Origin of the sequence: Flavobacterium frigoris, from assembly GCF_900111075.1 — a bacterium.
GTDB classification, from domain to species: Bacteria; Bacteroidota; Bacteroidia; order Flavobacteriales; family Flavobacteriaceae; genus Flavobacterium; species Flavobacterium frigoris.
Map to the genome: position 1 here is coordinate 175,600 of NZ_FOFZ01000002.1, position 15,863 is coordinate 191,462.

A 15,863-nucleotide genomic window follows, 5' to 3' on the forward strand; every position below is an offset into this window, starting at 1 on the left:
AAAGTTTACCGAGTTATGACTAACTCGATAAACTTTCTGTTATAAATATGGAAATAAAAATTATTTCTCTCTAATGTAAATATCAATTGGTACTCCAGAGAAGTCCCAGTTGTCTCTGATTTTATTTTCAAGGTAACGTTTGTAAGGCTCTTTTACATATTGTGGCATATTAGCAAAAAACACAAACTGTGGTGTTTTCGTTGGCAATTGCATACAATATTTGATTTTTACATATTTCCCTTTTGTTGCAGGTGGTGGATACGCTTCAATCACTTTCAACATGTATTCATTGAATTTAGAAGTTGCAATACGTTGTTGTCTACTTTCGTACACTTTTACAGTTGCTTCCAATGCTTTCAATAAACGTTGTTTAGTTAATGCAGAAACAAAAAGAATAGGCACATCCGTAAATGGCATTAACTCTTCTCTGATTTTTTCTTCATAGTCTCTTGTTGACATGGTTTCTTTTTCGACCAAATCCCATTTGTTAACAAGAATAACAACACCTTTTCTGTTTTTTTCGGCTAACCAAAAAATACTTTGATCTTGACCTTCAAATCCACGAGTTGCATCAATTATCAGGATACAAATATCAGAATGCTCGATGGCACGCACCGAACGCATTACAGAATAAAATTCTAAATCTTCTTTTACTTTGGCCTTACGACGAATTCCAGCAGTATCAACCAAGTTAAATTCGAAACCAAAACGGTCAAATTTTGTATCAATAGAATCCCGAGTAGTACCCGCAATATCAGTAACAATATATCTGTCTTTACCAATTAATGCATTGATAAAACTTGATTTTCCCGCATTTGGCCTTCCTACTACTGCAAAACGAGGCAATTCGATTTCTTCCTGTGTTGGTTCTGGTTTTATAGGAAATGCATCAATTAATGCGTCCAATAAATCCCCAGTTCCACTTCCTGAAATACTTGCAAAAGTGTAATATTCTCCTAGACCTAAGTTATAGAATTCAATCGCATCTTTTTCCCGCATCGCATTATCCACCTTATTTACAGCAAGTAAAACCGGTTTAGTCACTTTACGCAATAGTCTCGCAACAGCATCATCCATTGGAGTAATCCCTTCTTCGACATCAACAACAAATATAATAACATCTGCTTCATCGATGGCTAATTCTACTTGCTTACGGATTTCGCCTTCAAAAACGTCATCAGAGCCACGTACATATCCTCCCGTATCGATTACAGAAAATTCCTTTCCGTTCCACTCACTTTTTCCGTAGTTTCTGTCACGGGTAACTCCCGAAACTGAATCTACAATAGCTTCTCTTCTTTGTATCAGCCTATTAAAAAGGGTTGATTTCCCTACATTAGGTCTTCCTACTATCGCAACAATGTTATTCATAATACTAATTTCAATATTTTGCAAAGGTAGTGTTTAATCCCGTCAATATCAATTTTTTTGATATATTAGCACATCCTTACCTTTTTAACAGATATAACTTTACTACTATGGAAACCAATAATGAATTAAGACTTCGTTTACGATTTTACAAAGATGTTCCAGAAAACACAGACATAGTACTTCAAAAATTTGAAGATTATAAAAAATCAAACTGCGACGATTATTCTGTAAAAACGGGTGGTACCCACATTTGGCTAAATATAAAAGACAACAAAAGATCCTACTATTCCCCGCATTTACATTTAGAATTGGAACCGAAAAATGAGAACGAAACACATATAAGAGGATTATTTGGCCCCGACCCCACCTTATGGACTCTTTTCATGTTTCTTCATTTTATAATTGCGGGAATCTTTCTAACATTTAGCGGAATAGCCTACTCCGACTATGTTTTAAAAAACAGCATGACATTCGATTTTATAGTTATTGGACTTATGGTATTTTCCTGGTTCCTATTGTATTTTATTGCAAAACAAATCCGCGAAAATGGTCATGATCAAATGAATGAATTAGAAACCCTGTTCTTAAAGATTCTAGCATCCTAATTATTAAAAATATATTTGATCCCGATCGAATTGAGCAAAAAAAAATCAATATCAAAATTTGAATTCTAATATTGATTTTTCATATTATAAGATCTGCCGGAACTAAACGCTATGTTTCTTACTGTTTACTCTTAATTTCGAATCAAAACGATAAACAACAAGCTTATTGGTTGTAACCAAAACGCTTTAACATGTTCACGTTACTTCTCCAGTTTTTATTCACTTTTACATACAGTTCGATGTGGATTTGTTTTCCAAAGAATTTCTCTAAATCAGCACGAGCATCCATCCCTACTTTCTTTAGTGCAGCTCCCTTATGTCCAATAATAATCCCTTTTTGAGTTTCACGCTCTACCATAATCAAAGAACGGATTCTTATGATGTTTTCATCTTCAAAGAACTCTTCTGTTACAATTTCGACTGCGTATGGAATTTCTTTGCTGTAATTCAATAAAATTTTCTCCCGAATGGTTTCGTTTACAAAGAAACGTTCTGGTTTGTCCGTAAGTTGATCTTTTGGATAATAGGCTGGTGATTCTGGTAAAAGTGAAATTATTCTTTGAAAAACTTCTGGAACATTAAAATTCTGCAAGGCAGATATAGGATATATTTCTGCATTAGGCACCTTCTCCGTCCAAAAAGCCACTTGTTTTTCTAATTGTTCCTGATTAGAATTGTCAATTTTATTCAACAATAATAACACAGGTATTTTTGAATGAATGATTTTATTAAAGAACGCTTCATCTTTTAAGTCTTGCTCCCCTATTTCTACCATGTAAATTAAAATGTCAGCATCTTCAAAAGCGGACTTTACAAAGTTCATCATCGATGCTTGCATTTCGTACGCGGGCTTAATGATCCCCGGCGTATCAGACAAAATCATTTGAAAATCTTCTCCGTTTACGATCCCAAGGATTCTATGACGAGTCGTTTGTGCCTTAGACGTAATGATAGACAATCTTTCCCCTACAAAGGCATTCATTAATGTGGACTTCCCAACGTTTGGATTCCCGATGATATTTACAAAACCTGCTTTATGTGACATTTAATATATTATTTATTTTACAAAGGTAGTTATATCAAGTGAATAGATAAAATAAAACATTTTTTAAAATTTTTGTTGCAAATGATAAAATTCGTTGTACCTTTGCACCCGAAACAACGCGGGATAGAGCAGTAGGCAGCTCGTCGGGCTCATAACCCGAAGGTCACTGGTTCGAGTCCAGTTCCCGCTACTAAGTTAATTTTATTGAGATTAAAAACGCACATCGCGGGATAGAGCAGTAGGCAGCTCGTCGGGCTCATAACCCGAAGGTCACTGGTTCGAGTCCAGTTCCCGCTACTAAGAAAGCTTCACAGCAATGTGAAGCTTTTTTTTATTTATACCTATAGATAAAAAGAATCGTGGGAGATTTTTTAGGAATCAAGGCGCAAACCTACGGAGTAATACATCAGTTAGCCCAAGAAGACAAAACAACTAAAGAACCAACTTGGGAGAGAATAGAATTATAACTACTGCGCTCAAAATAAAAGACTAACACGCTTTCTACTTGAACGACAAAGAATATCCCATATTTCCTTAAAATCAAATACTTCATAACGATTCTGCTAGCGAGATTTATTCGTATAAAAAAACCCATGATGCAGGAGCAGTATGGGCTTGAAGTAACTAAACCAATTAAAAATAAAAACCACTTTAGAGCAACTAAAATTTATTTTACGCAAATTCTAATCTTCAGAAACGATAGGTCTTTCAATATCAAACGAAACATCTAATAAAATTGCTACACCATTGTCATTAACCATTGTCATATTTAAAGTATCCAACAAGGCTAATTTTCTTGATATTAAACCACTAAATTGATTATAAGAAATATTCATTTCTTTTAAATTGCTTAATTTTTCTAACTCATACGGAACTCGTCCATCCATATTATTTTCAAACAAGCTTAAGTTTTCAAGCCCTTTTAAATTTGCAATTTCAGCACTTAATTTACCACTTAACTTATTACTACTCAAAAGCAATACCTTTAATGTAGAAACGCCATAAAGTGAATTTGGTATTTCACCCTCCAATTCATTATTAAAAGCAGCCAAAGTCTCTAAATGCTTCAAGTTTCCAATTTGATCTGGCAATTCTCCAGAAAGTCTATTCATATAAAGTTGAAGAGTAACCAAATTATTCATCTCTCCTACTGAAGATGGAATAGTCCCAGTCAATCTGTTAAATGACAGATCTAAAACTTCTAGTTGTTTTAAATTTCCTAAAGCAAATGGTATTAGACCCGATAATACATTTTTATGTAAATTCAATTCTTTTAAATCCGTAAGATTCACGATTTCATTTGGTATTTCTCCAACAAGATTATTATCTGCTAGATTTATTGATACCACTTTATCCCCTTCCAAAACAACTCCATACCAAGTTGATACAGGAGAAGATAAATCCCATTTGGTGTTCCAATTAGCTCCGTTTGTTGCCGTATACAATTTCAAAAGCACTGTCTTATCTGAGACTGAGACTTTGGCCATCATTGAAATTGATGCCAAACCCATTAGTAGTAGAGTAAAAATATTTTTCATAACCTTGAATTTATACTTGTTCGAATGATTAAATATACACAATACATAGATTATCGACAAATAAAATCGACGAAATACATGATATTATACTATAAAAATATAATTTTCTTACATTAAATTGATTTATGCAATTTATAAAATAAATGTTACATTTTTTTTAACTCAAAAAATAACGTTATGGAAATCAATTTTATAGCACTATTAACTGCCGCCATATCAACATTATTGGTCGGTTTTGTCTGATATCATCCAAAAGCTTTTGGAACAATCTGGATGAAAGAAGCCGGCATGACCGAGGATAAAATCAAAGGAGGCAACATGGCTTTAATTTTTGGAATGGCGGTATTTTATGCTTTTCTAATTGCGCTGACTCTTCAATTTTTAGTTATTCATCAATGGGGTGCAGTAGGCAAGATTAGTGGTGACCCTGCTTTAGCAAAACCTTCTTATGCGAATTTTATGGCTGATTACGGAACTGCTTTCCGCACATTTAAACACGGCCTGCTTCACAGTTTTATCGCTGGTTTGTTTATTGCATTGCCAATTATTGGAACCAATGCGTTATTCGAAAAAAGAAGTTGGAAATACACTTTAATAAATGGTGGTTTTTGGATTGTTTGCCTTATGTTAATGGGTGGTATAATTTGCGCTTGGACTTAATAATACATATATAAATCCCATCTCCCTATTAAAAGGGAATGGGATTTATGATAATTTGCAAAAGCCTCGCGTTCAACTTTCATTTATGTCGGACTGCACCATAATAGAATAACTACTACTTTAAAGCATTAAACAAAATCTCCACTGGATGTAATGCATGACGTCCCGTTCCGTCAGCAATTTGATGACGACAACTGGTTCCAGAAGCAGATATTAAAGTTGTAATCTCTTCTGCTCTAATGGCCGGGAACAAAACGAGCTCTCCAATATTCATAGAAATTTCATAATGTTCTTTTTCATATCCAAACGAACCCGCCATACCGCAACAACCACTTGGAATATTAAGAACAGAATAGTTTTTAGGCAGTGATAATATTTTTTTTAGCGGCACTAAAGATGATAATGCTTTCTGAAAACAGTGTCCGTGCATTCGAATGCGTTCTTCTGCATCCGTAAACAAACTGGCAGTGATATTACCCACTTCCATTTCATTAGCTAAAAATTCCTCTATTAAAAAAGTACGATTCGCAAATTCCTTGGCTTTTGTTTTCAAATTCCCACGACACAAATCAGGATATTCATCTCTAAAACTTAAAATCGCCGATGGCTCGATACCGATTAAAATAGCATCTTCTGGGATGCTTATGTTAAAATCTGCTATGTTTTGCTCAGCAATTTTCCGAGCTACTTTTACCATTCCTTTAGACAAATAAGTCCTTCCGCTAATTCCGATTTCTGGAACTATCACTTTATAGCCCAACTGATTTAATAACTTTACCGCTGTCTGACCAATAGTTACATCATAAAAATTTAAAAATTCGTCGTTGTACAAGTACACCGTTGGCTTATTAAAATTACCATATTGCGGATAACTTCTAAACCATTTGGCAAAGGTGATTTTATGCATCGTGGGTAAATTTCGCTCCGTTGCAAAACCTGTCATTTTCTTAATCACCATACCTAAAATTCCTTTTGTCGAAAAATTATAAACTCCGGGAAAATTAGCAAACAGTTTATTTATTGTAGGTGTATTTCCAATTAATCTAGAGCGGAATTTCACCCCATGCTTATCATGATATTGCTGCAACGTTTCGGCTTTTAGTTTCGCCATATCCACATTCGAAGGACATTCTGACTTACATCCTTTACAGCTTAAACACAAATCTAACACTTCAAGCAAGGCTTCACTATCAAATTTATTTTGTTTATCGGAATGCGTTATGGTTTCGCGAAGCATATTAGCTCTGGCACGGGTAGTGTGTTTTTCATCACGTGTTGCCATATAACTTGGACACATGGTTCCACCACTTTTTTCTGTTTTTCTGCAATCTCCTGATCCATTACACATTTCTGCAGCACGAAGAATTCCGTTAGTTTCCGAAAAATCAAAATAAGTTTCTGGCATTGGCGTATCTTGACCTGCGGTATAACGCAACGAACTATCCATCGGTGGTGTATCCACTATTTTCCCTGGATTGAACACATTCCAAGGATCCCAAGTGTGTTTTATATCTTTAAAAAGCTGGTAAATCTCCTCGCCTAGCATTAACGAAATAAATTCTCCTCTCAACCGACCATCACCGTGCTCGCCACTTAATGACCCCTTATATTTTTTCACTAGATGCGCAATATCAGTCGCAATGGTTCTAAAAAGCGCTGCACCTTCTTTGGTTTTTAAATCAATGATAGGACGCAAATGCAATTCGCCTGTTGCAGCATGCGCATAATGCACACAATTCAGATTACGTTGTTTTAAAATTGCATTAAAATCCTCGATAAAATCCGGTAAATCATTTACATCTACGGCGGTATCTTCTATAACTGCAACCGCTTTAGCGTCACCTGGTATATTAGACAATAATCCCAAGCCTGCTTTTCTTAGCGTCCAAACTTTATTGGTATCTTCTCCAAAAACAATTGGAAAATGATGCCCTAGATTTTTGGCTCTCATTTGAGCTTCCATTTTTTCGGCTATGGTTAGAATTTCTTCTTTAGAATCACGCAAAAATTCGACCACCAAAATCGCTTTGGGGTCACCCTGAACAAAGAATCTATTTTTACTTTGCTCGATATTTTCTTTGGTACAATCTAAGATATAATGATCTATCAATTCCACACTATCAGGATGGAATTTTAAGGCTTCTAAATTTGCTTGCAAAGATTCGTTGATACTATCAAAATGCACGCAAACTAATCCTGAAAATGGTTTTAATTCATCTACTAGATTCAGTTTTATTTCGGTCGAAAAAAATAAGGTTCCCTCCGATCCTGCGATTAGCTTACAGAAATTAAATTTCTCGTCAAAACCCCCAAAAGGATTACTAGCTGCTAATAAATCAAGTGCATAACCCGTATTGCGGCGCGGAATTGATTTTTTAGGATAATTTTCATCGAATAAATTCCTGTTAATCTGATTTGATAAAATGGTTTTCGCCTGAAGGTAAATATTCTGCTCCAGTTCGCTAACCACATTTATTCCGTTGCATTTGTCTTCAAACTCTTCATTAGTCAATGCTCCAAATGTCACCTCGTTTCCATCAGCCAAAAACCCTTTTATTTCCAACAAATGTTCTCTTGTCGAGCCATAAATCACGGATCTGGCACCACAAGCATTGTTCCCTACCATTCCGCCAATCATACAACGGTTACTAGTGGAAGTCTCCGGACCAAAAAACAGCTGATATGGTTTTAAATGTAAGTTTAACTCGTCGCGAATCACTCCTGGCTGAACCCAAGCTGTTTTATTCCCTTTGTCAACTGAAAGTATTTGGGTGAAATCCTGAGAAATATCTACTATTATCCCGCCTCCTACAACCTGCCCCGCGAGTGAAGTACCAGCAGCTCTGGGAATAACGCTAGTTTTATTGTCGCGGGCAAATTGGATAATTTTTTGAATATCCTGTTTAGTTGAAGGTATTGCCACAGCAAGCGGCATTTCTCGATAAGCACTAGCATCTGTAGCATAAAGCGTACGCATGGTCTCATCAAAAAACAATTTCCCTTCTATTTGATCTGCTAAACCTTGAAGATTCATTATGCTATATATTTATCAATTTAAAAAAACCTATTTAACTAAGGTTTTGCAATTTTACATCTGTGCTTTCGAATATTTTATCTGCAGACGCAGCAATAAAACCTTGGTACAACTCTCCGTTTTCCATTGGGTAGCGAAGCGCAAACTCATAATAGCATGAAGGAATTTCTTTTGCACCTTCATCAAAATTAATAGTACACAAGTCAGCTAATGTACTAGATTGCTCTAGTAATTGCTCAGGAGTCCCTTTAATTTCTCCACCAGAACCATTCATTTTCCAATTATTATCTTTCAAATAAGTGTTTAACTCTTCTAAATTTTTGAAGTTCAATAAAGCATTAACATTAATTGTAAAATGGTTTGCTCTAAAACCATATATATACATCCAAGCAGCATATTCAGACTCTTCTAACAAAGAAGCATAAGCATTATACGAATTTGCATTCCAAACTGCACCGCTTAAAACTAAGTCTTCCTTTTCAAAAACATTTTGATCACACGTATCTAAAAGCACTTTAACCGAATTTTGTAAACTTTCAGAACAATTTTCTAATTCTAATTCTGAAATAAAAATCCTTGGTGCGTTAGCATCAGTAGCATGCTCATAATGTTTTGCATACAGTTTTTTAGATTCGAAAAAATACTCGCCTTTAGCAACATATCCTGCATTTACAAATGGTTTTTCTAATACAGAAATATTCACACGCATATCATTAAATGTTCTGATGGCAATATGGTCATTTTCAATTTTTTCGCCATTTTGTTCCAGCAACGCATGGATTTTTTTGGCAGATGGGGTGATACTCATGTATTGTTCCCATAATTTTGACAGTAGAAGATCTTTATTCATAACACAAATTTTTAATTAATAAATATGACACAAATTTACACCCTAAATAACAAAATCGACACTAGACATATTCTTTTATAAATTTTATGATATTTTAATACTGTAAAAGTGTAAATTTGACATTATTTACACGTAGGGTTTCCTTGTTTATAATCAAAACTGTATTTCAATCGGTTAATAGATTATGATTCTTACTTTAACTATGTCTTTTAAATCCTAATAATTAATTACTTCGGGCACGAAAAACATACTTTCAAACTATCCAATAAACAAATTAAATATGCCTAAAAACAGCCTTGACGAAAATATTGATTACATCAATCAACAAATCATAAGAATGCTAAGTGCTGACGGACGCATGGCATACTCAGAAATAGCAAAAGAATTGAAGATCTCAAACTCTTTAGTACATCAACGGGTAAAAAAGCTGCAGGACACAGGAATAATAAGTGGATTTTCAATACAGTTGAATGCAAAAAAAATTGGATATGAAACGATTACCTATACGGGAATCGCAACCAAGGAGGCACGATTTGCCTATTCCATAGCCGAAAAATTAAAAGAGATCCCCGAAGTTGTGGAATGTCATTTTGTATCAGGCAAATACGCTTTGTTTTTAAAAATTGTGGCCGCCAATAATGAAGAGTTTAGAAAGGTACTTTATGAAACTATACACAATATTGAAGGTGTGGGTAGCACAGATTCGTTCATTTCCTTTGGATCTGCCTTCCATAAAAATATCTCCTTATTATAAAGCATAGATTAAAATAGTGTTTCAATGGCTTTCGCCAAATTAAAGTCTTTATCCGTCAAACCGTTTGCATCATGAGTTGACAAGCGAATATTAACCTTATTATAGACATTGAAAAGCTCGGGATGGTGCCCTTGTTTCTCAGCTAAAATCCCCACTTGAACTATAAAACCAAGCGCCTCACTAAAATTCTTGAAAAGAAATTTCTTTTCGATTCCGCTATCATTAAACTTCCAGTCTTTTAGATCTTTTAATATCGGTTGAGCAGTTATTTCATTGTATACATTCATGATTCCTGTTTTTATTAAAATTAGTTAAAATTTGCCTAATTGCATTGCAATTTAACTTAATATATTAATTTAGACCAATCCTAATTTTTAGATCCATTGAGCTCTCCTTTTTCCTTTCAAATTTATTCTTCCGTTAAAAATATTCCTTCAGATTGGGACTCGTTGGCGGCAAACAACCTATTTCTTTCTCGTGCTTACTTAGAGACATTAGCTGTTTCGGCTCCAAAAAATATGCAGTGTCATTTTATCGGACTTTTTCTTAATGACCAATTAGTTGGGATAGCAATGACGCAGTATATCAATTTAAGTGAGCTAAACTCCTTTGGAGAAAGAGATCACTGTCTAAAAACAATAGTACGCGACTTTGTCTTTAAAAATTTCAGTTCGAATGTCCTAGTGATGGGTAACAATATGCTGACTGGTCAAAACGGATGGTGTTTCGGGTCAAAATTGCCAGCATCAGAAGGATTAGCTTTATTAAAAAAAGCGACTGAGGAGTTAAAGATTAATTTCCACGCAAACGGTATAAAAATACATCTTACAATCTTTAAAGATTTTGCTGAAGAAAGAGTTTCGTTTTTTAAAATACCCGAGTTTAAATTGTTTTTCCTGTTTACAACCCAACCTAATATGATTTTCAATATTAGGAATTCCTGGTCTAGCTTTGATGATTATATAGCGGACCTATCTAAAAAATACCGCGATCAATACAAAAGAGCTCGAAAAAAAGCGGAAGGAATTTCGAAAAGGAAGTTATCTCTTGAAGAAATCACGAATTACAATGAAAGAATATTTGAATTGTATATGAATGTGGCTAAGAACGCGCCGTTCAATACTTTTTATTTAACTGAAAATCATTTTAAAACTTTAAAAACAGTATTAAAAGACAAATTTCTTTTTTATGGATACTTTGTTGGCGATGAACTAATTGGATTCAATACACTGATAAAAAACGGAACTGATATTGATACCTATTTTCTAGGTTATGACGAATTCTACCAACGCGAAAAAATGTTATACCTGAACATGCTCTACGACATGATAGGCTTCTCCATTAACAAAGGATACAGCCGTATTATTTTTGCTAGAACAGCATTAGAAATTAAAAGTTCTGTGGGAGCAAAACCCATGGATATGTTTGGAATGATGCAACATAGCAATCCTATTTTAAATCTGTTCGTCTCCAAAACTTTTCGCTATTTTGAACCTAAAATGGAATGGAAGCAACGCAATCCCTTTAAATAAAGAAACATCAAGGAATAGCAACTTTTAATTTGTAAGGAGAAATAGCTACATTCAGTTCTGTTTCTCTACCACAATATTCCCCGTCAATTTGAAAACTTACCGGTGAATGCAATTTAATATTCGCTCGATCAGTTGAAATAATTTCTACATCTCCAGATTCGATTGGTATATTACCGGTAATAATTTTAGCAAAAATGCTCAAATCCAAATTTTTCAAAACTACCAATTCAAACTTTCCATCATTCATTATGCCCTCGGGATTAATAACTACACCTGTTCCGTATTTTTTAGAATTGGCTATAACTATCATTTGCGCTATACATTCTATTATTTGACCATTAGCAGTAATTGTGGCTGTGAATGGTTCTTCTTTATCGGCTAACGTATTATAAACTTGTAAAGCATACCCTAACTTTCCATGCACAGCACTATTCTCGTAGTTTTTTATGAGTTCTGCATTTAATCCTAGATCACTAAGATGTAAACTATTCTTATCATTTATAACGATCATATCCATTTCCATAAATGCATAATGAAAAGCTATTGGCAGGCTTTCCTCCAGTTTTTTAGGAATATTTAAATCTGTAGCTAATCCATTAGCAGAACCAGCTGGTATTATTCCGAAAATAACATCTACGCCTTCCAATGCTTCAGCGACTAATTTTATGGTTCCATCACCTCCGGCTACAATAACCCTTTCCGGTTTGAATGTATCATATAAGCTCTTTATTTTAGAAATATCATCAATAGCTGTAGTGGTAAACAACACAAAATTCAACCCTTCCTTATCTGCAAAAAGCGAAGTTGCTTCAATGATTTCTGATTTGTCAATCCCTCCCGCAACAGGGTTCACAATCAATACAATATTATTTTTCACCGTTTTATTTCTTTTATTGATTAAAAATAATTAATTTTCAACAGACTTCAAAAGTAGTAAACAAAATGAAACCGATCCTAAAATTATATCGTGGTTATGCAAATGAGCAAGAACTAATTGTGATGGGACATGTTTTTAAACCAACAAAAAAAAAGGAATACGATTTTCTTTCAAAAAATTTAAAAAATGCACGGTCAGTAATCGGTTTGTTTCGAATTAAAACACAAGCAAATGCAGACGTATACTTAGTCCATAATGATATAAATATACATACAAAAACGCTTGCTGACGGTTACTTCAAATTTTGCATCCCTTTAGAACAATGTTCTGATTATGGCTGGATCGATTATGAAGTAAGTATCATTTATAAGAATGAAACTATAGTAACTAAAGAAAGCTACATCCGACCGCGGATAGGCAATTTAGGTATCATATCTGATATTGATGATACATTTTTAGTTTCGTATACCCTTAATCCATTTAAAAAATTATACCATCTCTTATTCAGAAATGTCAACTCCAGAAAAGTTTTTGAAGATGTTGTCCCACATTTTCAAGCTTTAAGTTCTTCAGGCAGAGCCCATGTAGGGGAATTAAATGCTTTTTTTTACGTCTCAAGCAGTGAGTGGAATCTATATCGATTTCTTGTGCTGTTTACAGAAATCCACAAATTACCTAAGGCTGTTTTACTTTTAAAAGACATTAAAACAAGTCTATTTAATTTCTTATGGTCGGGAAGAGGAGGTCACAATCACAAGTTTGAAAAAATAAAACACATTTTAGAATTCTATCCCAGTTTAAAGTATGTCTTGATAGGAGATGACTCTCAACATGATCCTTTTTTATATGAAGCCATAAGCAAGATTTTCCCCATGACCGTGACAGCAGTTTATATACGGCAAACTGGAAAATACAAAAAAGACAAGGTAGCTAAAGTGCTGAAAAACCTAGAAACATTGGATGTTTCAGTGTGCTATTTTAAAAATAGTGCACAAGCGATTTCACATTCTAAGAAGACAGGTCTAATTTCATAAAAAAGAATTTATTCTGTTCAAAGACGCAATAGCCCAGATGACAATGAAATCCTTTTACAGCCTCGTTATATTTTTTCTTAGACTAAAAGAGCGACCTACGGAAGCTCCTTTTAGGCTTTAGAAAAAAATAAACGAGACCAGAAAGGATGTAATGAACAGCTGGAAAAAGCTCCTAAAAAATTCTAAAACAACCTCTTAATTAGGCTTTATCTATCTCATCTTGAACTTTTTCCCAATCTAAAAGTAATTTATCCAACTCTGCTTTCTTTTTATTGTATGCTTTAAAGAAAGAAGCATCTTCGATATTTTTATTGTAATTTGAAGCTAACATTTTGTCGTCATTCTGAATGTCTTTTTCTACTTGCTTAATTTGACTTTCAACTTTACTCAAACGATTCTGCAACGCTTTCCCCTTTTTTTGTTCTTCATACGAAGCTTTATTACTGTCCTTGGGAGCCGCTGCTTTAAGTGCATCTTTCTTCTCGACCTCACGCATATTTTCTAAATTACGCTGTTCTAAGAAGTAGTTAACATCTCCTAAGTATTCTTTTATCTTTTGATCTCTGAACTCATAAACAATGTTTGACATTCCCTGAAGAAAATCCCTGTCGTGAGAAACCAGAAGTAAAGTTCCTTCATACTTTTGTAACGCTGCTTTTAAAACATTCTTAGATTTAATATCCAAGTGATTTGTAGGCTCATCCATTACCAACACATTTATAGGCTGTAATAACAATTTACAAAGCGCCAGACGGTTTCTTTCTCCTCCTGAAAGTACTTTTACCTTTTTCTCTACATCGTCGCCACGAAAGAGGAATGAACCCAACATATCGCGCACTTTTGAACGATTGGTATCTGAAGCGGCATCTTCCATAGTTTGAAGTAAAGTAATCTCACCATCCAGATACTCCGCCTGATTTTGCGCAAAATAACCTACTTGTACATTGTGCCCTAACTTTATATCTCCTTCATATTCAAATTCATTGACTATCGCTTTAATGAAAGTTGATTTACCTTGTCCGTTTTGACCGACAAAAGCGATCTTACTTCCACGTTCTACCAACAGTGAAATGTCTTTTAAAATGGTTTTATCTCCATAGCTTTTTGTAACATGGTCTGCTTCAATTACCACTCTTCCGGGAACCTTAGAAAGTGGAAACGAAATATTCATCACAGAATTGTCATCTTCATCCACCTCTATGCGTTCTATTTTATCCAGTTTCTTAATCATCGATTGTGCCATGGAAGCTTTGGATGCTTTGGCACGGAATTTTTCGATTAATTTTTCTGTCTCCTCGATTTTCTTGGCTTGATTTTTTTGTGTGGCCAATTGTTTTTCGCGTATTTCATGACGCAACTCTAAATATTGAGAATAAGGCTTATTGAAATCGTATGCTTTACCCAATGAAATTTCTATTGTTCTATTGGTTACATTATCTAAAAACATCTTATCGTGAGAAACAATTACGACAACTCCAGCATAGTTACGTAAAAAACTTTCTAACCAAATGATACTCTCAATATCCAAGTGATTCGTAGGCTCATCGAGTAACAAAACATCATTAGCTTGCAATAATAACTTCGCTAATTCAATCCGCATACGCCATCCTCCAGAAAAAGTTTCTGTTTGATTATTAAAGACTTCTCTTTTAAAACCTAAACCTAAAAGGATTTTTTCAGTATCTCCAACATAATTATATCCTCCCAACAATTCGAAACGATGCGTATAATCAGATAAATCCTCTATGATTTGACTGTACTCATCACTTTCATAATCAGTACGAGTCACCAATAAATGATTGATTTCTTCTAATTTCTTTTCTACAACTTTAATATCTATAAACGCCTCGTAAGCTTCTTCCAGTACCGTTCTTCCTTGCTCAAAATCAATATCCTGACGCAAAAAACCCATTCTCACTTCTTTTTCCTGTGCGATACTTCCTGAATCAGGAGCAAAATCTTTCGCTAAAATTTTAAGCATTGTAGATTTACCTGCACCATTCTTTCCAACAAGACCAACACGGTCTCCGGCACCTAATCTAAAAGTAACTTCTTCAAATAAATAAGAACCCCCAAACGAGACAGATAAATTGTGTATATTAAGCATGTATAATGATTTTATTCCTTTTCGAATGCGTAAATTTGCAACTCCAAAAAAGGAAAAATTAAATTTTTTGCAAATGTTAAAAAAAGGATCCAAACTATATAGTATTTTAACAGGAACTTGTCCTAAATGTCAGAAAGAAAGTATGTATTTAGATCAAAACCCACTCCATTTGGGTAATATTCTAAAAATGCACGAAAATTGCAGCCATTGTGGGTTGAAATACCAAATTGAACCTTCGTTTTTTTACGGCGCTATGTATGTAAGTTACGGACTAAATGTAGCGATTGGAATTGCTGCCTTTGTAATTTCGTATGTGCTATTGAATTCCTCTCTAAAAGTAGCTTTTATTTCAATAATAGCTTCTCTTCTAGTTCTATTTCCGCTTGTATTACGATGGTCAAGAAATATATACATTAATATGTTTGTCTCTTATGATCCCACTTTTAAACAATAACA

At 34.3% G+C, this 15,863-nt stretch carries 13 protein-coding genes, 2 tRNA genes and 1 pseudogene; 8 read left to right on the plus strand and 8 right to left on the minus strand.

Features of this window, described 5'->3' with window-relative positions; all coding sequences use genetic code 11:
• Nucleotides 1-60 precede the first annotated feature (60 nt).
• On the minus strand, nt 61-1,371 hold the full coding sequence (gene der, locus BMW63_RS03885; protein ID WP_074721448.1) for a ribosome biogenesis GTPase Der: 1,311 nt from the start codon (nt 1,369-1,371) through the stop codon (nt 61-63).
• A gap of 107 nt (nt 1,372-1,478) precedes the next feature.
• Here der and BMW63_RS03890 point away from each other — a divergent pair, with 107 nt between their 5' ends.
• Nucleotides 1,479-1,976 carry a hypothetical protein gene (locus BMW63_RS03890; RefSeq protein WP_074721450.1) on the plus strand — a complete coding sequence of 166 codons (498 nt, stop codon included), beginning with the start codon at nt 1,479-1,481 and terminating at the stop codon, nt 1,974-1,976.
• 163 nt (nt 1,977-2,139) lie between these two features.
• Here BMW63_RS03890 and era read toward each other — a convergent pair whose 3' ends face one another.
• Complete coding sequence (gene era, locus BMW63_RS03895; RefSeq protein WP_074721452.1) at nt 2,140-3,021, minus strand: GTPase Era; 882 nt, start codon at nt 3,019-3,021, stop codon at nt 2,140-2,142.
• 117 nt (nt 3,022-3,138) lie between these two features.
• Between era and BMW63_RS03900 the strand changes: the two genes are divergently transcribed.
• Together BMW63_RS03900 and BMW63_RS03905 are read left to right on the plus strand one after the other, a co-directional pair.
• A tRNA-Met gene (locus BMW63_RS03900) sits at nt 3,139-3,211 on the plus strand.
• Nucleotides 3,212-3,245: 34 nt separating this feature from the next.
• A tRNA-Met gene (locus BMW63_RS03905) sits at nt 3,246-3,318 on the plus strand.
• A 386-nt stretch (nt 3,319-3,704) separates the two neighbouring features.
• Here BMW63_RS03905 and BMW63_RS03910 read toward each other — a convergent pair.
• Nucleotides 3,705-4,559 (minus strand): leucine-rich repeat domain-containing protein, encoded by an 855-nt coding sequence (locus BMW63_RS03910; protein ID WP_074721454.1) that lies wholly within the window; start codon nt 4,557-4,559, stop codon nt 3,705-3,707.
• 255 nt (nt 4,560-4,814) lie between these two features.
• On the opposite strand from BMW63_RS03910, the pseudogene BMW63_RS03915 reads away from it, so the two are divergent.
• Nucleotides 4,815-5,219: pseudogene (locus tag BMW63_RS03915) on the plus strand (DUF1761 domain-containing protein); the annotation flags it as partial.
• A gap of 115 nt (nt 5,220-5,334) precedes the next feature.
• Here the strand turns inward: BMW63_RS03915 and BMW63_RS03920 are convergent.
• Complete coding sequence (locus BMW63_RS03920) at nt 5,335-8,253, minus strand: FAD-binding and (Fe-S)-binding domain-containing protein (RefSeq protein ID WP_074721456.1); 2,919 nt, start codon at nt 8,251-8,253, stop codon at nt 5,335-5,337.
• Between the two features lie 34 nt (nt 8,254-8,287).
• Nucleotides 8,288-9,103 (minus strand): DUF1338 domain-containing protein, encoded by an 816-nt coding sequence (locus BMW63_RS03925; protein WP_074721458.1) that lies wholly within the window; start codon nt 9,101-9,103, stop codon nt 8,288-8,290.
• Nucleotides 9,104-9,383: 280 nt separating this feature from the next.
• Between BMW63_RS03925 and BMW63_RS03930 the strand changes: the two genes are divergently transcribed.
• On the plus strand, nt 9,384-9,857 hold the full coding sequence (locus BMW63_RS03930) for an Lrp/AsnC family transcriptional regulator (protein ID WP_074721460.1): 474 nt from the start codon (nt 9,384-9,386) through the stop codon (nt 9,855-9,857).
• 8 nt (nt 9,858-9,865) lie between these two features.
• On the opposite strand, the gene BMW63_RS03935 is transcribed toward BMW63_RS03930, so the two are convergent.
• Nucleotides 9,866-10,144, minus strand: coding sequence for a 4a-hydroxytetrahydrobiopterin dehydratase (locus BMW63_RS03935; RefSeq protein ID WP_074721462.1), 279 nt, complete (start codon nt 10,142-10,144; stop codon nt 9,866-9,868).
• Nucleotides 10,145-10,240: 96 nt separating this feature from the next.
• On the opposite strand from BMW63_RS03935, the gene BMW63_RS03940 reads away from it, so the two are divergent.
• On the plus strand, nt 10,241-11,389 hold the full coding sequence (locus BMW63_RS03940; protein WP_074721464.1) for a peptidogalycan biosysnthesis protein: 1,149 nt from the start codon (nt 10,241-10,243) through the stop codon (nt 11,387-11,389).
• 7 nt (nt 11,390-11,396) lie between these two features.
• Here BMW63_RS03940 and BMW63_RS03945 read toward each other — a convergent pair whose 3' ends face one another.
• Complete coding sequence (locus tag BMW63_RS03945) at nt 11,397-12,266, minus strand: diacylglycerol/lipid kinase family protein (RefSeq protein WP_074721466.1); 870 nt, start codon at nt 12,264-12,266, stop codon at nt 11,397-11,399.
• Nucleotides 12,267-12,331: 65 nt separating this feature from the next.
• Here BMW63_RS03945 and BMW63_RS03950 point away from each other — a divergent pair, with 65 nt between their 5' ends.
• Nucleotides 12,332-13,300 carry an App1 family protein gene (locus BMW63_RS03950; protein ID WP_074721468.1) on the plus strand — a complete coding sequence of 323 codons (969 nt, stop codon included), beginning with the start codon at nt 12,332-12,334 and terminating at the stop codon, nt 13,298-13,300.
• Between the two features lie 199 nt (nt 13,301-13,499).
• Here BMW63_RS03950 and BMW63_RS03955 read toward each other — a convergent pair whose 3' ends face one another.
• Nucleotides 13,500-15,407 (minus strand): ABC-F family ATP-binding cassette domain-containing protein, encoded by a 1,908-nt coding sequence (locus BMW63_RS03955; RefSeq protein WP_074721470.1) that lies wholly within the window; start codon nt 15,405-15,407, stop codon nt 13,500-13,502.
• A gap of 73 nt (nt 15,408-15,480) precedes the next feature.
• Between BMW63_RS03955 and BMW63_RS03960 the strand changes: the two genes are divergently transcribed.
• Nucleotides 15,481-15,861 carry a DUF983 domain-containing protein gene (locus BMW63_RS03960; RefSeq protein ID WP_074722040.1) on the plus strand — a complete coding sequence of 127 codons (381 nt, stop codon included), beginning with the start codon at nt 15,481-15,483 and terminating at the stop codon, nt 15,859-15,861.
• The last annotated feature ends 2 nt before the right edge of the window (nt 15,862-15,863 follow it).